Raw genomic sequence first — 22,610 nt, 5'->3', positions numbered from 1 at the left:
ACTGATCACCCACACTGAAGATCTGCACTGCCACAGGCGACGGTTGCATGCATTAAGTTAAATCATGTCGCCCTCCCGACTCAAACAAAAGATGCTTTGGAGGGCGATTGCCGTCATTCTCTCGAACACTGCGTGTGCAGCTTTCGTCTTATTCCGCTTGACGCCCTGCAAGCCTCTGAGACTTGCAGGAAGCCCTCAAAGCGTCTTGAATCCGACGTTAGGGTCAGATTGCAGATCTTCTGACAATTCGCGACAATCTGCGCACGCTCCAACACTCCCCGATGGGCAGTAAGAAACGCGAATGTCTCAAATCCTCGAGGTCTCGCCGTTGCTTCTGTCACGATGATCGGGGCTCCCGGAGCGCCCTGCTCGATGTCGAATTCGAGCCTAAGACGTTGAAGAGACCTGTTCCGACCGATCCACGCCCTCCGGCGCAACCGGCATGCTGAACTGAAAGACGGCCCCGCGAGGATCATTGGCGCCCGCCCACATCCGGCCTCCGTGCGCCTCAATAATAGAATGGCAAATGGCCAGCCCCATGCCCATGCCTTCGGACTTGGTGGTGTAAAACGCATCGAACACGCGGTCAGCGCAGTTCGGATCGAGTCCTGGACCCGTATCCCGAAAAGTGACCACTACGTTATTCGAGTCATCTGTCCGCGCACTGATCAGTAACTCGCGATCACTTTCGTTGATCTCGCTCATGGCCTCGATGGCGTTCGTGATCAAATTGAGAATCACCTGCCGCACCTGGACGCGATCTGCCCGGACGAGCGGCAACGCCTCAGTCCGTCGCGTTTGCACCCATACATCATTTTTCGCAAGTTCCGCGCGAACTAGGCCCAGCACCTCTAAAATCAATTCGTCAATTGCGAGAAGCTCCGTTTGCATAGGAGCCTTATTCATAAGAGCGCGGATCCGGCGGATCACGTTCCCCGCTCGCATACTGTCACGGACAATCAACCCGAAGGTCTGCCGAACTTCTTCCAGATTTGGCGGTTGAGCACCGAGCCAATTTAGCCCCGCCCCCGCATTACTCCTGATCGCGGCAATCGGCTGGTTGACTTCATGGGCGATTGAGGCGGCCAGCTGTCCCATTGTCGTGATCCGATTGGCGTGTGCCAGCCCCATCAGAGTCTCGCGATACCGTCGTTCGCTTTCACGGGCTTCCGCTTCCGCTCTCTTTCGCTCTGTCAGGTCGAGGACGAAGCCAACACCTTGGTCGTCTCGCGCATCGAATACGGCGAGGCCAACTAGCACCGGCACGCGGCTGCCATCCTTGCGGACATACTCTTTCTCGAACTGCTGAACCGCTCCGGTCCTTTTTGCTTCTGTTCCCGCATTCAGTGTACGCTCGTGCCATTCTGGCGGTGTCAGGTCGAGACCGTTCACTCGCCCCGCGACGAGATCCTCTCGGTCGTATCCAACCATCGTGAGAAAGCTTTGATTTGCTTCGATGATCTCGCCTCCTTCGCGAATGATAAATATTCCAATGATGTTAGCGTCAAGTAAGCGCCGGATTTTCGACTCCCGTTGCTGAACTTCGCTGTACAACCGGCTGTTTTCCAGCGCTGTTGCAGCTTGGGAGGCAAGCATTTTAAGTACCGAGTTGCGGGCAGCCGAGAATATGCGCGCGGCGAGATTATTCTCCAGATAAAGTACGCCGATCAGCTTGCCCTGCGTGATCAGTGGCAGGCAAAGAATAGAACGCGCTTTGCGCTCGCGGATATACGGATCTTCCGCAAATGAAGGCTCGGCGACAGCATCTTCGAGAATGACGTTTTCGCGGACACGCAGGACGAAATGCAGCACGGACTCGGGAAGGGCCATCGGCGTTACGGGCTGTTCATTCACCTTTACAAGCAGCGCATCCGCTACCGTTGTGGCTTCCGCCTCGATCCGTGGCTCGCCTCCATGTAGCAGAATCAACAAACCTCGTTCGGCGCCGGCCTGCTCAATGGCAGTCTGCATAAGCGTGTCGATTAGCTTTTGAAGAACAATCTCGCCGGAAATCGCCTGCGACACTTTTGTCACCGTCGCGAGGTCAAGATGCTCAACCGGAGCTCCGATCCGCAGGCCATTCACGGCAGGAGCGGTCTCCTCATGGCTGAGATGGGGATTCAGCTCGTCGAGCTGACGCACTTTGCCATCCGCCCCCCAACGAAGGTAGCCGCGCCGGGCGTCCTGCAGGTAAACCCGGGATATTCTGTCAAAACCACGCGCAGCATAAAAGCGCGCTGCAAGCTCGCAAGCGATTGCCTCGTGGTGGGCGAAACCGTTACGTGCTGCGGTCTGGATTGCGTGTTCATACAGTCGCATTGCGTGTGCATCCCGGTATTCGAGCCTTGCAATTTCAGCGCCGACCAAGGTAGCCCGATTCTCAAAATTTTCGGGGCAATTCGTCGCCCATATCTGCAGCTGTCTGTAATGGGCATCAATGATAAGCCAATGTTGCTGTTGTTCGCTTTCGCCTAGCTTGTCGCAGTAACATGAGTGAGACAGCGCACCAAAGAAGTGAAACTCCGCGATCAAGGGCTCTGTCGGCAGAGTCCATAATTTGGGCTCCGCCTTGGAGCGAGCATCAACAGCCGCAGCATAATCGCCGGCTAGAAATCGCGCCTGAAGTTTGCGGATCCAGTAGACGGTTTCACTAGGTGACAGCTCCAGACTCCGAGCCAACGATCGCTCGACCTCTAGCTCGTCAAACTGTTGGTCATCCAAGCAACCGAATGAGCGCGTGAGGCCGCGCATGCTTCTAATGATTGCGAGCTGAGCGGCTACGGTATCAGCAGCAAACTGAACCTTTCTATCCCGTATCGTAGCAAAGCTTTTCTCTATCTCGTTCTGCACCTCTTTCAGGGGATCTCCGGCCATCATCATATTTGAGGTTAGATGAAGCAAGCTGTACGCCTCATAGATGACATCGCCGCTGCTGACCGCAGCTGCGAGCGCTCGCCGAATCAAAACTCGGCCACCTCTTAGGGGCTTCGTCCACGGGATCACGTTGCACCCGAAGGCCAAATAGACGGGAGCCCGAAAGCGGGAGAACTCACCGCGATCAACCAGGTCGCAAGCAAGACGACCAAATTTGTCAGCTGCTTGGTAGTCGCCGAAGCGCCCGGCCAAGATTCGGCCCAGCCATGCGTAATGGGCGCAAGAAGCATCAGTGTTGCCGTATCCGAGGCTGATGGTGACAGCTCTGCAGATGACCAGAGCGGATAAATTGGCGTCCGTGAAACCTGCGGGCGGAAGAATGCGCGTCAAGACGGCAAGCGTGGCAAGCATGGTCTGATCTGTCATTGCAGGCAACCTAGAAAGATCCTCGATTGCCTCGGGCAGCTGTGACCACATCCGCTGATATTCAGTTAATGTTTCCTGGTCCGTCGGATGCTGCGACCACTCGATCCCGACGTCGTGAAGATATTCGAGCCCTGTGAGCACTGCCCGCCCGTGCTGGCCGAGCGCCAAGTAAAGATCGACCCGCAAGCATGCGACCGTTGCTCGCTGGGGCGCGTTCAAGGCGCGCTTCGACAGTACCGACAGGAGGCTCTCTGCAATGTCCAGCTGGCCTACCAAGAATTCGCATTCAGCCCGGCTTGTCTCCAGTGCAAACGCGAGTTCGTGGCGCCTTCCCCAAGAGTGCTCCGCGAGCAGCGCAGCACCGACGGTGAAATATGTGAGTGCCGAGGCGTAGGCAGCCGACGCCCTGGCACGCTGCCCTGCGACGAAATTCAGCTCTGCGAGCTGCTCACGCTCATGACCGGAGGCAATTAGCGCGACGCCTCGATTGAGTTGGCTGACGATGTCGAAGATAGCCTCTTCGCGTTTGTGCGCAGGAACGTGTGCCGCCAGCAACCGACCGATCCGCAGATGGGCAGGAGCGCGCGAGGATTCCGGCACCAGGAAGTAGGCCGCCTCTTGAACGCGATCATGGAGGAAGCGGTAGGCTGTTCCGTGGCGCGCGATGAGTTCCTGCCGGATCGCCGGCCACAGGGTCGCATGCACCTTCTCCTGCGAAATTTCGAGCACGATCGCAAGCTCCGCCGTCCCGGCGATGTTGCCGAAACAGGCCAGCTGTTGCAGCGCGTCCTGCGTTGCCTCAGGCAGGCGGATGAGCTTGCCGAGCATCAGATCCACGACATTCTTGGTGTACGCTTTTGCGTGAATACGCTCGAGATCCCACCGCCAGCGCGCCGACTCGTGATCGAACGTCAATAGCTGCTCTTCGGCCAGTTCAGAAAGGAATTGAATGGCGAAGAACGGATTACCCATCGTCTTCTGATGCACCAACTTTGCAAGCGGGGCAGCGCGTTTTAGTCCGCAGCGAAGGGTATCCGCGACTAACTGCGCGACATCGTCCGCAGTGAGCGGCGAGAGCGTGATCTCCTCGAAATTTACGTCGGCTCTCCTGAAGGAGTCGAGCTTGCGTTTGAGTGGATGGCCTGCATCAAGTTCGTTGCTGCGGTAAGCTCCAATCAGCAGCAGGTGCAGATCCGACTGCGTCAGGAGATCCTCGATCAAGTCGAGCGTTGCGGCATCATGCCACTGCAAATCGTCGAGGAAGAGCACCAAAGGATGGGTTCGCCGCGCGAACACGCCAATGAAGCGGCGAAGCACCAGCTGGAAACGCATTTGCGCTTGCCGGGCTGGAAGCTGAGCAACTGCGGGCTGCTCGCCAATGATCAGGCTCAGATCGGGGATCAATTCGACCATCAGTCGTCCATTCGTGCCGAGCGCCTCCAGGAGCGCTTGCCGCCAGGTGGCGAGTTCGCCCTCACTTTTGCTGAGAAGAGGACGGACAAGACTCTGAAACGTCTGCACTAGCGTCACATAAGGAACGTCGCGCTTCAGTTGGTCGAATTTGCCTGATACCAACTGCCCGCGCGAGGGCACCAGTGCTTTGTGTAGCTCCTGGACGAGCGAAGACTTACCGACACCGGAATAACCGGCGACGAGCACCAACTTCGGCGCGCCGCTCTTCACCGCGCGATCGAAAGAGGCAAGCAAAACCTCGATCTGAAGGGCTCTGCCATAGAGCTTCTCGGGGATGAGCAGCCGATCAGGTGTGTCGTCTGTGCCTAGCTCAAACGGGTCGATGCGACCGTGGTTGGCCCATGCTGCGAGACAGTGTTGCAGATCGTGCTCAAGGCCAGCGGCAGTCTGGTAGCGTTCCTCGGCGGTTTTCGCGAGGAGTTTCATCACAATCTGAGATATCGGCTCCGGGAGGTTTTGCGACTTCTCGACGGGCGGTGTTGCTTTTCTTGCAATATGACAATGGATCCACTCCGAGGGATCTGAGCCCGTGAACGGCAGCGCGCCCGTCAGCATCTGGTAGAATGTCACGCCAAGTGAATAGAGATCACTGCGACAATCGACCGAGCGATTCATTCGTCCGGTCTGTTCGGGCGCCATGTAGGGCAGCGAGCCGGCGATGAACTCGGCAGGCTCAGGCGGCACGCGCTCGCGGGAAAGACGGGAAGCCAGACCAAACCCAGTGAGTCGCACCTGTTCGTCAGGACAATTGACCAGAATGTGAGCGGGTTTCAGCTCCTTGTGGACCAAGCCGTGCCGGTGAAGCTTGCCCACGGCCCTCGCGATACCAACAGCGAGGCGCAGGAAGCGCTTGGGCTCCATACGGATCCCGAGTAAATTTAGCAGTGGCTCGCCGCATGGATCCTCCAGGACCAGCATAGTCCGACCGGCTTCCCGGATGAGTTCCAACGGCCGCACCGCCCATCCCTCGTCTAGCTCCCCCCTCAGCTCGTACTCATGGGCGAGGCGGTCGAGCGTCGCTGGGTGTTCCGCGATGGGCCGCACGACAAGCACGACAGCCCTGCTGCCGTGGATTTGCCGGTGCCACCCACGGCAGAACGCGCGATCACCGTCCTCCCACAGGAGCTGGATGTCACTGTCGATGCTTGAGCCGAACAGAGTTCGGCTGAGGTCCCGCGGCATTTGCCCGCCCGATCAATAAGGACTGAGCCGGAAGCTGACACATATCGGGCGAGCTTGTGAAGAGACTTCGCCAAGGGGCCGGAGTACCGATTAAGGCCGCCAAAGAGTGGACGGCGGCACGCCGAGATGCGACTTACACACCGAATACGTGGCCCAAGCGTGTCGATCCAGCCCAATCCTGCGCGCCGGCCGAGCCTGCACAGAATCGGCGGTGGCGCTCTCGCTAGCGCAGTGTGTCGGCGAAGGATTGTATTCGATGGAGTGGGCTCGTGGCCCGTTACCCGACCATGGCGCACTGCCCGACGTGCAGCAGGGCCCGGATCGCTGCTTCCGTTCTAAGACCCGAGGAGAAGCAAGATGCTCGCTCGAGTCGCTGAACATAAACGCCGCAAGGGCGCTCAGGCTAGAAATCCCGGCGACACGAGCGGTGCTGTTTTCGAGATCGACGTTCACTCCTGGCTCCATTGTTGGAATGCGCCATGCAGTCATCGACTCTGAACCACAGCATCAAGGGCAGATCTGAAAGCCAGTGTGAGCGAAACCGCGCCCATAACTATTCTCTTCATTCCCCCAATGATGGAGCAACTGACCCGCGACAAAGGCACCCCTGATGCTCACCGAACGCCCGTATAGGCCCTCGCTGATCGGAATGCCGCTCGCTGCCGTTCGCCGCAGGGCAATTGCCGGCCGTTGCGAAGCCGATGACCGAGAGAGTTCTCGCTGCTTGAACCGCTGTTCAAGCAAGGCGTAGGCTACCCCAAAACCGGTGAAGAGAATTGGAATTAGAATAAAGTACAGCGGAACGCGTTCTTTGCCAATTCGATAGATCTGCGCCGGCATCGTACAAACTGACGCTACGAATGACCAAGCCCCCCTTCCTGGCCGGCACGAAGTAGCGGGGAGTCACGACCTACTCTGCCTTGCTGAGCGAGCCTCAGCTTTGCCACGCTGGTTGCTTCATTGGAGGCAGCATCACCACGGATGTACTGGCGATGTGGGGCGAACCCGACGCACTTTCTTCTCGACGGAGTGCGTCGGCTCGCCTTTAATGCTTCTGCCTGGCCCTGGGCCCTTAGCGGATCGATGAGCTACTGGCAGGTCTAACAACACCTTCAGGTTGACCCCTCGGGGCGCGTTTTGTCCTTCCTATGTAGGTCAAGAGCGAACCTTCAAGGTGCCGGGCACGGACCTCTGAAGTGGACCCCGGAGCGGGGACCATGGATCGCCAAAGTTAAGGTGTGATCCGGCCTGCCTTGTCGTTCAAATCAAGCAGCTTTTTTCTGCTGCTGTTGCGTCTGCTGTGGGTATGTGGGCAACGCGTTTGCGTTGTCCAAGCGAAGCGGCATATCCACAGTCCTCGCCGCCTCGATCCTGTCGATGCCGGCACGCCATGCCGCCATCGGAAACTGGTTATTCATAGCCTGGTGCGGGCGGCGATGATTATAAAAGCTCATCCATGATCCGATGCCATCTCGCGCTTCGCGTCCGTCGGCATAGGCTTTCAGATGCACTTCCTCGTACTTGATCGAGCGCCACAGCCGTTCGATGAAAATATTGTCCATGAAACGACCGCGTCCGTCCATCGAAATCGCAATGCCTACAGCCTCAAGCCTGCCGGTGAAGGCTGAGCTGGTGAACTGCGCACCCTGATCCGTGTTGAATATTTTAGGCCGGCCGTGCCGCGCCAGTGCTTCGTCGAGCGCGGCGATGCAAAAGCCCGCATCCATCGTGTTCGACAGACGCCACGCCAGTACCGCCCGGGTAGCCCAGTCGATGATCGCCACCAGATACAGGAATCCCTGCGCCATCGGAATGTAGGTGATGTCGCTGGCCCAGACGTGATTGGGCTCGGTGATGCTGACGCCGCGCAAAAGATATGGATAGATCTTGTGGCCGGGCGCTGCCTTGCTGGTGCCGGGACGCGGGACCAGCGCCTCGATTCCCATCACGCGCATCAGCCTTTGCACGCGCTTGCGGTTGATGCCGTAGCCTGCCTGGTTGAGTTCGAACACCATTCGTCGCGAGCCGTAGAACGGCCACTTCAGATGCAATTCGTCGATCCGTCGCATCATGGCCAGATCGTCGGAGCTGGTCACCGGCTCGGAGCGATAGACGCCCGAACGCGCCAGATTCAGCAGCTCACATTGCCGCCGAACCGACAAATTCTCGCCGGGGCGCTCGACCATCGCCCTGCGCTCGGGGACAGTCATCGCCCGGGCCTCTTGGCCAAGAAATCCCTTTCAACCGTCAACTGGCCAATCTTGGTATATAGCTTCGCCGTCTCACGCTCATGCTCCTCCTCGCCATCTCCCAAAGCCGTCGCGCCACGCGCGAACAGGCTCGCCAAATTGTCGAGGACTTGCTTCTTCCAGCCGTAGATCTGGTTCGGGTGAACGCCGTGCCGCTTCGCCAGTTCAGGCACCGTCGCGACCTCGCGCAGGGCCTCCAGGGCAATCTTGGCCTTGAATGCGGCATCGAACTTCTTGCGTGATTTCGTCATATCCGTGCTCCGTCGGTTCAAACAGAGCAGGACGCTTCACACCTTAACGTTTGGTCCTATTTCCGGGGTCCACTTCACTCTGATGTCCGCAAATTCTGGTGGAAGAATGATTCTTTCGCTGGATCAGCGGTTGTTTGGCTGGTGCAGGAGAGCAAATGCAACTGCCTTTTGGCGAACCGGTCCGCAGCTGGACACCGAATGGAGTGTGTCCCGCCTCTCCTTCAGATTACGCCGCCTCATGTTGGGGTGCGAGCCTCGTGAAGGAAGCAACGCCACGAACGCACGTGAGCGCCCCTGCAGCAGCTCGAATTCGAGCATCTTTCCTACAAACATGACGGAAAGGACTTGAATCGCACCTTGCGTCAGGTTGTACGAAATCGGTACAAGGTGCTTTCCTCACACAGAGCAACTCACAGGCGCTCCGACGACGGAAAAGAAGAGTTCATGTTGCTGATGCCGCTGCTACTCGCTCTGATGTCTATTTTCCTTAGCATGGGTGCGATAGTCTACTCCGCTTGCCGATCTCAACGCCGGCGGGATCGGCGCATGCACAGGCACAATCGGGCCGATTCGCTCAGCTCGCGCCCCCGCGTGCGACTACCAAGGCGACGGGCATTCTGATCGTTCAGCCGCATAATGAGCCGTCCGCTGCAGTCTCACTCGCCAAGGCCAGGCGACACGCGCCGCCGCTAAAGCGAGCGCCTCAAGTTCTGGATTCGGTGCTTCTCGATCGGCTGCTGATCGTTTGATCGGCGCCTTGGGAGCCAATCCAACGCGACGGCGGACAGACCCCAAAGGCAGTTCTCGACCAGTCGGGCGGTTTTTGCTACACTTTCCTGTCTGCGTCACGCTGGCGCGAATGGCTGACCGGTCACATACCTTGAAAATTTCAAAGATTTGCACTGCGCGAACGTCCTCAAAAGCCTATGCGATCAATCGAAGGTGGTCGTGAGGCAATAAGTCTACTGTAAATCGTATAAGTGAGGCTCTTATCGTGACCAAGCGCTCTGAACCCCGGAAGGAAGCCCCAAATGTCGTCGGGCCTGAGGTGAGGCCGAGCGTCTTCGTCGTCGACGATGACCTCTCAATGCGCGAATCGCTGGTCAACCTATTTCGTTCGATCGGTCTAGATGTCGTTGCTTACGGATCCGCCCGGGAAATGCTCCAGAGCGAGCTCCCTGATGTTCCTAGCTGCCTTGTGCTTGACATCAGGCTGCCTGGATTGAGCGGCCTTGAGCTCCAGAATGAGTTAGCCAAACAGAAGATTCACATTCCCATCATTTTCATCACCGCTCATGGCGATATTCCGATGACCGTCAAAGCCATGAAGAGTGGAGCAATCGATTTTCTCAGCAAGCCGTTTCGCGATCAGGAACTACTCGATGGCGTAGTCGCAGCTATCGAACAGGATCGGAAGAGACGAGGTGTAGACAAGGTGGTCAGCAGGCTCCAGTCCTTGTTTGAGGCCCTAAGTCCACGAGAGCAGGATGTGTTGAAACTGGTCGCCGCCGGGCTATTGAACAAACAGGTGGCCGCGGAACTCGGGCTCGCCGAGATTACAGTCAAAATCTATCGCGGCCACGTGATGAAGAAGATGGGAGCTCGATCGCTAGCCGATTTGATCAGGATGGCTGAGAGGCTGGGAATTGGGACTGAGCGTTTCACGGTACAAACCTAAGTATGATTTTACAATTTCGTCTTACACGCGCACCCTTCTGCTGGCCGTCATGCGTCGGCCAGCGCCTTCGCCCAACCAAGAACAGGTCGTCTTGTCTAGGTATTCAACTGTTTCCGTTATTGACGACGATCCTGCGATTCGTGCCGCACTGAACAATCTTTTGAAATCGCAGGGCCACATCGTTCATACGTTTGCATCGGCTGAGGAATTCTTGCGGTCGTCTCAATTGAACCACACGTCCTGTGTCATTGCAGACGTGCAGATGCCCATGATGAGCGGCTTTGAACTTTTGGAAAAGATGCGAGCCCAGGGCCACGCTGCACCGTTCATCTTGATGACTGCCTTCGCAGATGATCGCACGCGAGCTCGCGCGTTGAGCGCGGGCGTAGCCGGTTTTTTTGCCAAGCCGTTTGCTGACCTGGAGTTGAGCGCCTGCCTCGATGCAGCGCTTCGCGAGCAGGGTGGAACGAACGCGTGAAAGATGGGGAAGCAGTCTGGACCAAGCGCACTCGCGCGGCGCTTACGATGTCGATCAATGCGCGACTGCCCGTGCTTACCGCGTGCCAGTGGACCATCGCCTTTCTTGCCGCATTCCTGTCGTTGTTGTTGCACTTTCGGCATCTGGTTGAAGCACTTGCAACGTCGGGCTCCTGACAAGGCGCCTTTGGTATGATCGCGCAATCAGAGGAGGCGAGGCCCTCATCGGTTTAACGAGCGCCCTACCTTCACTCCTAAGATCCTTGCTGAGCTTAGCGCGAAGTGCCACGGCAGCGGCTTGCCGGCAGGACGTCGTTAGAACAAAGAATTCACCTGAAACTTGTGCCGCCGCTCCAGACAAATCTGGCACCGAGTTTGCGGGAGCAGGACGGGACGATCGCGTCCAAAATCCCGCAGTCTGTCGAGGCGATCGCTTCGGAATTCACAGGAAACCCAAAGGCCGCATTTTCGATGTTGAGCTTTCGAAGGATCGAGCGGTGTACGCCAAACTCGCCAATTTGCGTTCGCTCCCAGCAACCCTTTGGCGGGCCGAAGCACCCGAACCTACGCAATCGGGTTGCAGGGCAACACAAATGCCACTGGTCGAAGCAATTTCAAGCCACGCCTTTGCTGCCGAACGCATCCACGCCACCACTCTCCGCGCCGATCCCGGCCAAACGCAAGGCCCAAAGCGGCGGCTCTGGACGAGCGATAAGCCCGCGCACCGGGCCAGATCCGCGGCGGCCCTGTCCCTTCTACTCGCCGGGACCCTGAGCGTGAGCATCCAACACACGCCTCCGGCTGGCGGGCTCCGCGGTCGCCGGGAGCGCATCGGCCCTCTGGTCGCGATGAACTTTCTCGGCCCACATACTTCCCCGCTTCCAAGCTAACCGCGCTGTATGCGCAAATTCTTCGATCGCGCGCGACTAAGCAAACCTGCCCGCGAAAGACGACTTAGCCTGGGCCCTCGCTGGATGGGGACGAAACTACTAGACATAGTAGCTTTGTTCCGCCTGGTTCCTCGGGTAAGCCGTTGGAGCTGATTTTCAGACGCCCTACGCAGAGCCCAAAGGACGACGAGAGGCGCCGGAACCGTGCGCTCATGATCCGCCAATCCTGTACAATGTTGGCCGCGCGCTTGTTCGTCGGGCAGATTTTCTTGTCGAGGAGACGACGACATGGTTGGAGGACACGAGCCGCACAGAATGAAGACAGTCGAAATGCTAGAGTCTAACGTGCGCTCGTACTCACGTTCCTTTCCTGCTGTGTTCAGCAGGGCGCGCGGCTCGATTATGTTCGCAGAGGATGGCCGAAAGGTCATTGACTTTCTGTCCGGCGCTGGAGCGCTAAATTATGGCCACAACAATCAGGAGATCAAAGCGGCAATCAGCGAGTATCTGGACTCGGACGGCGTCGTCCACGGCTTGGACATGGCCACTCCAGCCAAGGTCGAATTTATGGAGACCTTTAGCTCTGTCATTCTTCGTGAACGGAATCTTTCCTACCGCTTTCAATTTACAGGGCCTACGGGAGCTAACGCTGTTGAAGCAGCTCTAAAGCTCTCGCGTAAGATCACAGGACGTCACAACGTCATTTCTTTCACGAATGGATATCACGGTCAAAGCTTGGGAGCCATAGCCGCGAGCGGTAACCGCTTTTACCGCAAAGCCAGCAGCATTCCCTTATCCGGCACAACGTTCATGCCCTATGATGGGTATCTTGGCTCCGCTCACAGTCCGGCGGATTACGTGCGAAAGGTATTAATGGATGAGAGCAGTGGCACTGATCTTCCAGCCGCCATTCTCGTCGAAACCGTGCAAGGAGAGGGAGGCATTAACGTCGCCGGTAAGGAATGGTTGCAGTCAATTGAGGCTTTGGCAAAAGAGGTCGGAGCTATTTTCGTAGTTGACGATATCCAAATGGGCTGTGGCCGTACAGGCGAGTTCTTCAGTTTCGAGTTCGCCGCGTTGTCCCCAGACATTGTTGTAATGTCGAAATCGCTGAGTGGGTACGGTTTGCCACTATCGATGCTCCTGATCAAAGAAGCGATTGACGCATGGGAACCAGGCGAGCATACGGGGACGTTTCGAGGAAACAACCTTGCACTCGTTTCTGGCAAAGCGGCTTTGAATCTGTATTGGCGCAACCAGACGCTCTCGCAACAGGTCCGACGCTTGGGCGCATTTATGCGGCGTAGACTCGATGCTATCGCGCACCAGCACGGAAACAAGTTTGCTGTTCGTGGACGGGGCTTGGTATGTGGATTCGATTGCAAAACGACCGAAATCGCAGAGGCAACGTCACATAGAGCTTTTAAAAAGGGATTGATTATCGAGCGATGCGGACCGACCGATCAGGTTGTCAAGTTCTTGCCTGCACTTACGATCGATCAAGAAACGTTGGGACAAGGCCTAGATATATTTGAGGAGTCATTGACCGAAACATTGAATTCAGCCCGAGCAAGCTAAACTTGTAGGCACACGAGAGAAACTGTTGCTGGCGACAGCATCGCCGCACAAGTCACTGGCGTGAGCCCTTGCTTGCCGCCGAAATGGTCAGGAGTTTTGAAGCGATGATCATGAAGGTGACGTCTGAAGGCCAAGGCTATCTGAGATCGGCCGAGTCGGCTTATCCGCGGAGAGCGCCTGCTGCCCTCCTCGGTCCACAACGTGAGTGCGAGCAGCACCTTTGACCATAGAACCTCGCCCTCGCGAGCGACTCTGGTCGGGGTGGCTTATTTAAGTTTTCCAGTCTGAGGTCGGCCGAAGGTCAGCTCGTTGTGCGGAATGGAATCCAATTTGTGTATGGCTTCTTGGCGGCCAGATGCCAGCCGCACGAGCGCGGACTTTGTTAGGACCGTAGATTGAGCAGCAGCGATCCAGCCCGAGCCGTTTACAGCATAGGCGCAGCAGCAATCATCCCGCGGCCGGCTTTGCGACGAAAGCCGTCAAGGAACGCGCGCTGGGATGTCCCGGGTTCTGTTGAATATCTGAAGAGGTCGGGGTTGCCGTTGAGCCGGTAGGCTCGGCGCGCTGATTCCACAAAGGAGAGCGACGTGATGACGAGAGATATCACACCGGCTGGTTGGCCGGCGACCGGGCTGTGGACGAAGCGTTTGCGAAAGTGCAGGCGAGCTTTGACCGGTTCTGCCTTCCGGCAGGGATCGAGGCGCTCGGCACGATGACGGAGGCGGATGTGACGGCGGCCTGCGAACGGGTTAGGGCGTGAACGCCCGCGAGGTCACGATTCCGTCCTGGGACAATGGCGGCGCAGGAGCACTGGCTCGCTCGCTGGGCGATGGACTTGATGCTGATCAATGTGTTGACGCGCCGGTTCGCCCGCGCTGTCCGGCTGCCGGAGGGTGACGTGCAGGCATCGGCCGGATCGGGGGGTGTCAAAGTCGGCTGCCTCGCGGAGGTTCGTAGCGCTGCCGACGGCGCGGCTGGCCGACTTCATGGCGGCCGATCTGTCGGCGCTCGACCTGGTCCAAATCGACGGGCTGCATCTCGGCGACGATCTTGTGCTGGCCACCGCGATCGGGGTCGACGGCGAAGTCAAAAAGCATCCGTGGCGCTGGTGGAAGGGGCGACCGGATTGCCGCAACGTTTCAGGCCCTACTGGACGATCTGGTTTCGCGCGGGCGCGACCCGGCGGTGCCAAGACTGTTGAGCGTTGTCGAAGGCGATCTGCCGCACCTTCGGTTCGGTCGCCACGACCCAGCGCTGCCAGATCTACAAGGTGCGCAAACATCATGGAACGCCTGCCGAAAGAGCATCATGCGGCCACCCGTCGGGTGCTGCGCCAACCTGGGAGCTCGATGACGCCGAAATGGCTGAAAAATTGATCCGCAATGTCGCGCGTCGAGTCGATCGGCATGGCTCGGCGTAGCTGTGAGCATCCTCGCGGGCCTCGACGAAATCCTGACTGTCGTCCGGTTGAAGTTGCCGAAGGAGCTTCGTGAGCTATCGCCGAAAGTTGGTGACGGCGGGAATCGGAAAGGCGGCATATCGTGGGGGTGCTTGACGCCTCCACTTCTCCACCGAAGGAGCGATATGCCGTGTCCAACGATAACGTCATCCAGCTGATTCAGCCAGGAATCTTCGACGATCAACTCACCGAAATCTTGCGCAACGGAGCCCGTGCGCTGCTCGCCAAGGCAGTCGAGGCCGAAGTCGCAGACTTTCTCGACAAGCATGCCGATTTGAGGACGCAGGAGGGCCACCAGCGCGTCGTCCGCCATGGTCACCTGCCGGAGCGCGATGTGATGACCGGTATCGGTCCGGTCGCTGTCCGCCAGCCACGTGTTCGCGACCGAGCGGCCGCCGCCAGCGATCCCGACCGCATCCGGTTCTCGCCGTCGATCCTGCCGCCCTACATGCGCCGGTCGAAGTCGATCGAGACGCTGCTGCCGATCCTTTACCTGAAGGGTATCTCGACCGGCGACTTCTCGGAGGCGCTGGCGGCGCTGCTCGGCAAGGATGCTGCCGGGTTGTCGGCATCCGCCATCGGTCGCCTGAAGGATGGCTGGCTCGACGAGCACAATGCGTGGCAGCAGCGCGATCTGTCGGCGAAGCGCTACGTCTACATCTGGGCCGACGGCATCCATCTGGAGGCGCGGCTCGAGGACGAAAAGCAGTGTATCCTGGTGCTGATCGGTGCGACGCCGGAGGGCCGCAAGGAATTGGTCGGCTTCACCGATGGTGCCCGCGAGAGCGCGCACGATTGGCGCAATCTGCTGCTCGACCTGAAGCGGCGCGGGCTCGACCTGGCCCCTCAGCTCGCCATCGCCGACGGTGCGCTCGTGTTCTGGAAGGCCGCCGGTGAGGTCTGGCCGAAAACGCGCGAGCAGCGCTGCTGGGTGCACAAAACCGCCAACGTGCTCGGCAAACTGCCGAAGAGCCAGCACCCGAAAGCCAAACGCGCGTTGCAGGAGATCTGGATGGCCGAAACCAAGGCCACAGCCGAGCTGGCGTTCGACGCCTTCATCGAGAGCTACACGCCCAAATACGAGAAGGCGGCCGACTGCCTGAGCAAGGATCGAGACACGCTACTCGCGTTCTACGACTTCCCGGCCGAGCACTGGAAACACTTGCGGACTACCAACCCCATCGAAAGCACCTTCGCCACCGTGCGCCACCGCACCATCCGATCGAAGGGCTGCCTGTCGAACAAGACCGCGCTCGCGATGGTCTTCAAATTGGTCGAGGGCGCACAGAAAAGCTGGCGCCGTCTCGACGGTCATAACCAGTTGCCAAAACTCGTTCTCGGTGTGACATTCGCCGACGGGATCGAGGTCATCGCCAAGCCGACCGACCGTCAGCCCAAAACCGCCGCCGCCTGACCGGCCCCGCCGTCACCAAAATCTGGCGATAGCTCGAGCTTCGTTCATCGCTTGCCTGTACAACATCACCGAGAACATGATGCGCACCATTCGCGGTGTCACGCGCAACATCAAACGCGGGCGGGATGGCCCTGCGACGGGTCACGGCTGGCGCTCGAGGTCAACAAGGGCGTCGGACGATTGAAGGCGCATAAGCAATGATCGGTTCTGCGTGCGGCCACGATCGCAGGACGATCAAGCCCGTTGCCCACGTCACGACGGCCGCGTGGCATTCATTCCGGCAGCGTCGGCCCGGTTGAACAGCCATCGGGAGATCCCCGGCGCTGTTCACGGCGTCAGCTACGCTAACCGAGCCAGCATCTCAATCAGAAAGGGTCGGTCCTCGGCTTTTGCCCCAGTCTGCAGAGCACCGCTCTCCGTGTGCACGCGTAGCACACTGCCGCAACCCCAATGTTGGCGTGCCCGAGTTCAGCATCAGAAGCTCCTATTGGCGTGAGCGCGCGGCAACCGAAGGTGACGGCCAAATGTCAAGTATGCTGGGCGGACGGAAGAAGCCCGACGCATCTGCCGGGTCCGAAATGCGTCGGGCTGAGTGGGAGACTGAGTGCGACAGTCTTCCTCCCAGAACCTGCCTCTGCAAATAGTATGCCGCGCCCGTACTGCTACATCACTACCTTAACCTAGATATCTGTTCTGCCGCGAAGTTCCTTGAGGCATTCAGCTTGAGGCATTCAGAGAGGCTCGGCCCACAGCTCGTTCTTGAAGGCTAAACAAGCTGAGCTTACTCCCTTCCAAAAAGTCCCGCCATCACCTTTCGTTTGGATCAAAAATGAGGCAGAAGAACCGAACAACGGGCCGCCGGCTCATCAACAACAGATATCTAGATGTTTCATACATTGCTACGCGTGACTGGAACGATCGCCCCGAGCTCGCGCACGACAGAGGCTAACGATCGAGATCTGAGCTTAGACTTCGCGAAAGGTGCGCTCATTCTTTTGGTGATCGTTGGGCACCTGATCCAGTATGTCATCTACCGAGACGACGGGTTTTGGTATTCGCCGTACTACAAATCGATCTATATGTTTCACATGCCACTCTTTATGGCGATAAGCGGATATCTTTCTTCTCGATCGCTGCTGCAAAAGTCGTTCACTCGAGCCGCCAGCGACCGTGCGAAGCAGCTCTTGCTGCCGATGCTGTTTTGGTGGACGTTCATGGAGACCGTTAAGCTGGCGGCATTGTGGCGCGCGACCAGCATAACGAGCGGACTTTTGGGATCTTTAGACGATTTCGCTGGCACCTACTGGTTCATCTGGGCCACGTTTGTTTCCTACCTTCTCATCAAGATTTCTAGCAGGCTCGACCAGCGATCGTGGGTCATATCTGGCGTAGCCATACTGGTCGCACTCGCGCCTCTGACATTCTCCATATCACCCCTGATCAGATTCACTTACCCATTCTTCTGCTTCGGCTTCTTGCTTGCTCAATCGAGAGAACGATGGACGAGTACATGGCGACGTCACAAGCCGCTCCTGATCTTATTTCTCTCGATAGTGACTTGCGTATGCTTTCTAGCGTGGGGCAAGGACACCTATATCTACAATAATCTTGGGGTACTTCACGATCTTCGGTCGGCTAAAGACGTGCTTCTGATGTTTGTTGGCTCTGCAGCTGCCTCAGCAATCGTTATCGAACTCCTGCTGCAATGCTGGAGCCTTGGCCATTCAACTCGGATGGCCCGCTTTATCGCTGTGGAGTTGGGCCAGACCACGCTGCTGCTCTACCTGGTCCAGGGTACCGTGTTCCGTCTCATGGATTTCGTACAATTCGGAGAACTTTGGGATCTCACGACCCGGTTGATCATCGCGGGTCTGCTCGGTGCCTCGATTATTGCGATCGCGCTAATGGTGCGCTCGATTGTTCGCGGCGTTCCATATCTATCTCAGCTCGTTGTTGGAATGCCGCCACGCTCAGGTCTCCCGCAGGCCAAACCTGCAATAAACTAGCTGTATTGCATTTAATTGTTTGAGTACGGCAGGGTATTGCGATGGCATCGACTTGTGACGCCCGGAACAGCGTTCGACGGCGACGGCGTGCCGCCGGTCGAGCCGGTGATCGGCATAAGAGCAACCCCATCGAAGCGTGTATTGCTCAGGTTTGTATGGCACCGGCGAACTCAGCCCATTGCGTCCGTCTGTTCAATCGAGAGTCGTGAGATGAGCTTCGCTGTACCAGTCCTCTAGCCGCCGGGTTTCGACCCAGATCTAGCGATCGAACGTAATCCAATCACACTCGGCGAAATGTTTCTTCGAGTGCCGTACTGAATCCGAGACGTCCCAGTCGTTCGAATCTCCGTCTCCGCCCGCAGTTGCCCATGCACTACCTTGACTTGGACCAGTTTACGATCGAGTCGCGCAAACCGTCCGGAAGACGATATGACTCCTGCGACGCGGGGAATGCTGCGTTAAGGACATCAGCTGCCCAGCGCGAGAGCCCTCCTGCAGCAGCTGACGGTCCTCTACATAGACACGCACGAATTCGGGATGATGACTTCCTGCGAGCCGCCCCAACACGTCGTGGAACACTAAAACTTGACCTGAGCAACTTGGACCCGCTCCGATACCAATCGTTGGTATGCTCAGAGATTCAGTCGCCCACGCAGGCGAGCTCGCCCGGGATGCCTTCAAGGACAAGAGCAAAGCATCCGGCCTGCTGCAGCTGGTGCGCATCGTCAAGCAGACGTAAGGCATCGTCCGCGGTTCGACCTTGTACCTTGAAGCCAGCCATTGCGTTGACGCTTTGTGGCGTGAGACCAAGATGACCCATCACGGGAGTTTCGCAATCTACCAAGGCTCGGATCATCTCGACACGCCTACCCCCTCCCTGAAGCTTGACTGCGTCTGTGCCAAGCTGCAGGAAATCTCGAGCGTTGCGTATCGTGTCCTCGGGACTGATATGAAAGCTGAGAAACGGCATGTCAGCTACAAGCAGGGCGCGAGGCCTTGTTCGCGCGACCGCCTCCAAGTGGTGATCCATCATCCCATTCTGACGGGTAAAGTGTCATCAAACCCAAGGCATACGTTGCCGACGCTACCGCCGACAAGAATGACGTCGACGACAGGATCGGCGATACATGCCGTCACCGCATCATAACCCGTGGTCATGACGATGGTGTGCCTTTCCTCCTTGCATCATTGCAGAACTGGAATCGTGACGCGTTCAACTGACAGCTGCGAAATGTGGCTCTGTTCGATCTGATCCGGCCTCCGCATGTCTCTGGAAATGGCCTTCCCCTTGGAAGAGCAAAAGGCATCTGCCGGCCGAAAAGGCGCGTCACCGAGAACTTGGAAAGCACGAAGTTTCCAATGATCGCGCGGTCAGCAAACAAGATCTTTCAAGATGTCCTCTGCGCGGTGGTTCTTGGAACGGCCATCAAACAATGTGCGCGTCAAACGGCGGCCTGCGGGCGACCCACGCGAGCGGCGACAGTGGATGTGCTTATGGAGGCTCCGATCTACGTGTCAAAGCCGCTGTCAGCTCCTTAAGGCGGAATGTCTATTGCCTCTCGCTGCTGACAAGGTTGGGCTATGGCGCTTAGAGCCGCGGCTTCGGCGGACTGCAGGCTCCGCAAACGACCGCGATCCAGGCGAGAGAGATAGGAAAGATGTACCAGCGCTCGCACGGCCGCCGCAAACTCCGGAATGCGGATGACGTGTCCAGCATCTTCGCGTCCGCAGACGCTTGATAAGACCTGCCGCCCAGGCGATCTCTTCTAATCGAGATAACGGCGGCACTTCCGCAACAGACTGTCACCAATGGACGCACAACTTCATGACTTTGTACCAAAGTTCGCGCAGGCATCCACACAGATGAACCGTAAGCGCGAAGCCGATACCCTTGCTTCAGAATTCGAATGAACGTGCGAAAGAAGCCTCCGGCTTGGACGGAGGTTTCGGATGGGATTGGACAGCAAAAAGGACGTCCATTTGGACGGCTCAACGAGGGGATCGGTGAGCCGGCTGGAGGTTCTTGAAGGACCATCGGGGCGCCGCGTACGTTCGGAAGCTGAGAGAGCTCGGATCGTCGCCGAGAGTCTGTTACCCGGTGCCCAGGTGTCCGAGGTGGCGCGCAAGCACGGAGCGACGCGCTGGCAAATCTACGATTGGCGGCGGCGGTTTCGACAGCGAGGCATGTTGCCGCCGCGCGAGGTATCGCAGCCGACATTCGCGCCGCTAGTCGTGGAAGGTGCGTTGGAGGAGCGTCAGGTTCCGGCGATCAAGCTTGAGATCGCGATCGGCGATGTCGTGCTGCGGACGGACACAGCCATAGATGGCGAGCAGCTGTCCCGTGTGATCCGCGCGATGCGAGCGTCACGATGATCGCGGCCGGTGCCGATCTGAAGATTTACATCGCGACGCGGCCGATCGACTTCCGCTGTGGCCACGATGGGCTTGCGGCGAAGGTGCAGGAGATGCTTCGTCTCGACCCGTTCAGCGGCGCAGCCTTCGTGTTCCGATCGAAACGAGCGGACCGGATCAAGATTTTGGTCTGGGATCGAACGGGTCTGGTGTTGGTGCACAAGCGTCTTGAAGGTTGCAAGTTCGTTTGGCCAACGATCGCAGACGGCGTGATACGGATATCGCCGGCGATGTTCGCAGCCCTGTTCGAGGGGCTGGATTGGAGGTTGGTCCGCCCGGAAGAAGCGCGGCGTCCCCAGGCGGCTGGATAACTGCGGCAGAATGACTCGGAAGCTATTTTGAATGTGGCACGCGCGGCGGCGATGTGCTCGAAATAGCGCATGAGCATCGCGGCGCTGCGCGACGAAAATGAACAATTGAAAGCGCTTTTGGCGCAAACGCAGGCGGCCTTGAGCGAACATCAGGCGGCGCTGGCGACGTCGGAAGAGGCGCGGCGTCGGTTGGAGGTCATTCTCGGCGAATTGCGACGCGAGAAGTTCGGCGCGAAGTCCGAGAAGCTGCGGCCAGATCAGTATCACTTGCCGCTGGAAGACGTGGAGATCGCGCAAGGCATCCTGGACGCGGCGCAGGAGAGAGCCGAGGCTGTGATCAAGGGCCGATCGCGGAGCGCGCCGGATCAAGGTTCTCATCGCAATCGCGGCTGCCTGCCTGCCCATTTGCCGCGGGTGGAACGGATCATCGAGCCTGCGAGTACGCTTTGCCCGTGCGGTTGCGGCGCCATGACGAAGATCGGCGAGGACGTCAGCCAGCGCCTCGACGTGATCCCGGCGCAATGGCGCGTGCTGATCACACGCCGCCCAAAATACATCTGTCGCCGCTGCTCCGGCCCCGTCGTGCAGGCGCACGCACCGGAGCACGTCGTGCCCGGCGGGCTGCCGACCGAAGCGGCCATCGCGCACGTGATCGTCTCCAAATTTGGCGACCATACGCCATTTTACCGTCAGGCCGAGATCTATGCGCGCCAGGGCATCCGGCTTGATCGGGCGACACTGGGCAACTGGTCCGGCCGCGCCTGCTTCCATCTTCAGCCCATCGCGGAACACATGCGCCACCACCTGGCCACGGCGGATCGGCTGTTCATGGACGAGACCAAGGCGCCGGTACTCGATCCGGGGCGCGGCCAAACGAAGAAAGGCTACTTCTGGGCGATTGCCTCAGACGACCGCGGCCACAGCGGCCCAAGTCCGCCGATCGTGCTGTTCCGATATGCCCCCAGTCGCAGCGGTGCCTTCGCTGAGCAGTTCCTGGATGGCTTTGGCGGACGCTTCCTGCAATGCGATGCCTATGACGGTTATGATCGACTGACCGAAGTCGCTCGACTGCAAGGGCCTTGGACGCTCGTGCATTGCTGGAGCCACTTGCGCCGACGCTTCGTCAAATTGGCCCGCAATAGCAAATCGCCGATCGCCGAGGCCGCCATTCGGCACATCGCACAGCTTTACGCCATCGAAGCCATGGTGCGCGGTGCATCGCCGAACATACGGTTGGCCGCGCGCAAGGAGCACTCGCTGCCAATGGTAGCCGCGTTGAAGTCGTGGTTCGAAAAACAGCTGTCGATGATCTCCAGCGGTTCGACGCTCGCCGAGGACATCCGCTACGCGCTCAATCACTGGCAAGGTCTGACCCGCTTCCTCGAAGACGGGCGCCTCGAGCTCGACACCAACCCTGTCGAGAACGCCATCCGGCCAGTCTGCCTGACCAGAAAAAATGCGCTCTTCGCCGGTCATGAGGTCGGAGCCGAAAACTGGGCCTTGCTCGCCTCGATCGTCGCCACCTGCAAGCTCAACGACGTCAACCCGGCCGCCTACATCGCCGAAACACTCGAGACGATCATCGACGGCCATCCCCATAGCCGCATCGAAGACCTCATGCCGTGGCGATTCCGCAAAACGTCAAGCCAGCCTCAATAGGGTTGCGGCTAAGCGCTTACAGATGAACACGCAACCAATGGCGATGACGCGATCGAACTGAACCGAACGCGCGATGACACCGTGGCCGGCGAAGCCCGCGATCTCGCTCGCCCGGCAGCACCCACATTGCAGATGCGAGGTCAAAATCGCCCATTTCGTAGGTCTATGGCAAGGCTCTCTCAAGTCGTTCGGGAAGCCGACGACAGCTCAGGATCCTCCATCTTGCGCTACCGCGCGCGTCTTCAGGCCAGCGTATCGGCAGCGTCACAGA

The 22,610-nt window shown here is 58.5% G+C and carries 9 protein-coding genes and 3 pseudogenes; 9 read left to right on the top strand and 3 right to left on the bottom strand.

The window, feature by feature from the left end:
- Window positions 1-387 precede the first annotated feature (387 nt).
- Both IVB45_RS06655 and IVB45_RS06650 read right to left on the bottom strand, forming a co-directional pair.
- Window positions 388-5,955, bottom strand: a complete 5,568-nt coding sequence (locus IVB45_RS06655) for a trifunctional serine/threonine-protein kinase/ATP-binding protein/sensor histidine kinase (RefSeq protein ID WP_247358213.1) — start codon at window positions 5,953-5,955, stop codon at window positions 388-390.
- A gap of 1,409 nt (window positions 5,956-7,364) precedes the next feature.
- Window positions 7,365-8,455 (bottom strand): annotated as a pseudogene (locus tag IVB45_RS06650) (IS3 family transposase); the annotation flags it as partial.
- Between the two features lie 1,048 nt (window positions 8,456-9,503).
- Between IVB45_RS06650 and IVB45_RS06645 the strand changes: the two are divergent.
- From IVB45_RS06645 to nolL, 6 genes and pseudogenes are all read left to right on the top strand, one after another.
- Window positions 9,504-10,133, top strand: coding sequence for a response regulator transcription factor (locus tag IVB45_RS06645; protein WP_051112989.1), 630 nt, complete (start codon window positions 9,504-9,506; stop codon window positions 10,131-10,133).
- A 49-nt stretch (window positions 10,134-10,182) separates the two neighbouring features.
- Window positions 10,183-10,611, top strand: a complete 429-nt coding sequence (locus IVB45_RS06640; protein ID WP_051112988.1) for a response regulator — start codon at window positions 10,183-10,185, stop codon at window positions 10,609-10,611.
- Between the two features lie 1,204 nt (window positions 10,612-11,815).
- Window positions 11,816-13,078, top strand: a complete 1,263-nt coding sequence (gene ectB / locus IVB45_RS06635) for a diaminobutyrate--2-oxoglutarate transaminase (RefSeq protein WP_018455506.1) — start codon at window positions 11,816-11,818, stop codon at window positions 13,076-13,078.
- 590 nt (window positions 13,079-13,668) lie between these two features.
- A pseudogene (locus tag IVB45_RS06630) lies at window positions 13,669-14,569 on the top strand (transposase); the annotation flags it as partial.
- A gap of 98 nt (window positions 14,570-14,667) precedes the next feature.
- Complete coding sequence (locus IVB45_RS06625) at window positions 14,668-15,951, top strand: IS256 family transposase (RefSeq protein WP_247358212.1); 1,284 nt, start codon at window positions 14,668-14,670, stop codon at window positions 15,949-15,951.
- An 884-nt stretch (window positions 15,952-16,835) separates the two neighbouring features.
- On the top strand, window positions 16,836-17,957 hold the full coding sequence (gene nolL / locus IVB45_RS06620) for a nodulation factor fucose acetyltransferase NolL (RefSeq protein ID WP_247358211.1): 1,122 nt from the start codon (window positions 16,836-16,838) through the stop codon (window positions 17,955-17,957).
- 373 nt (window positions 17,958-18,330) lie between these two features.
- Here the strand turns inward: nolL and panB are convergent.
- Window positions 18,331-19,223, bottom strand: a pseudogene (gene panB, locus IVB45_RS06615) (3-methyl-2-oxobutanoate hydroxymethyltransferase).
- A gap of 684 nt (window positions 19,224-19,907) precedes the next feature.
- Between panB and IVB45_RS06610 the strand changes: the two are divergent.
- From IVB45_RS06610 to IVB45_RS06600, 3 genes are all read left to right on the top strand, one after another.
- A complete protein-coding gene (locus IVB45_RS06610) occupies window positions 19,908-20,330 on the top strand; it encodes a transposase (RefSeq protein ID WP_247290870.1) in 423 nt (140 codons plus the stop codon).
- Window positions 20,327-20,680 carry an IS66 family insertion sequence element accessory protein TnpB gene (gene tnpB / locus IVB45_RS06605; protein WP_007601228.1) on the top strand — a complete coding sequence of 118 codons (354 nt, stop codon included), beginning with the start codon at window positions 20,327-20,329 and terminating at the stop codon, window positions 20,678-20,680. Before IVB45_RS06610 ends, tnpB begins: the two co-directional genes overlap by 4 nt.
- Before the next feature lie 69 nt (window positions 20,681-20,749).
- Window positions 20,750-22,339 (top strand): IS66 family transposase, encoded by a 1,590-nt coding sequence (locus tag IVB45_RS06600; RefSeq protein ID WP_247807607.1) that lies wholly within the window; start codon window positions 20,750-20,752, stop codon window positions 22,337-22,339.
- Window positions 22,340-22,610 lie beyond the last annotated feature (271 nt).

Origin of the sequence: Bradyrhizobium sp. 4 (assembly GCF_023100905.1) — a bacterium.
Taxonomy (GTDB): domain Bacteria; phylum Pseudomonadota; class Alphaproteobacteria; order Rhizobiales; family Xanthobacteraceae; genus Bradyrhizobium.
This window is presented reverse-complemented; position numbering and strand designations above follow the sequence as displayed.

Excerpts from the sequence above, each read along its gene's own strand:
- IVB45_RS06655 (WP_247358213.1), bottom strand. The coding sequence starts at position 5,955 with ATGCCGCGGGACCTCAGCCGAACTCTGTTCGGCTCAAGCATCGACAGT.
- IVB45_RS06640 (WP_051112988.1), top strand. The coding sequence starts at position 10,183 with ATGCGTCGGCCAGCGCCTTCGCCCAACCAAGAACAGGTCGTCTTGTCT.
- ectB (WP_018455506.1), top strand. The coding sequence starts at position 11,816 with ATGAAGACAGTCGAAATGCTAGAGTCTAACGTGCGCTCGTACTCACGT.
- nolL (WP_247358211.1), top strand. The coding sequence starts at position 16,836 with ATGTTTCATACATTGCTACGCGTGACTGGAACGATCGCCCCGAGCTCG.
- IVB45_RS06610 (WP_247290870.1), top strand. The coding sequence starts at position 19,908 with ATGGGATTGGACAGCAAAAAGGACGTCCATTTGGACGGCTCAACGAGG.
- tnpB (WP_007601228.1), top strand. The coding sequence starts at position 20,327 with ATGATCGCGGCCGGTGCCGATCTGAAGATTTACATCGCGACGCGGCCG.
- IVB45_RS06600 (WP_247807607.1), top strand. The coding sequence starts at position 20,750 with ATGAGCATCGCGGCGCTGCGCGACGAAAATGAACAATTGAAAGCGCTT.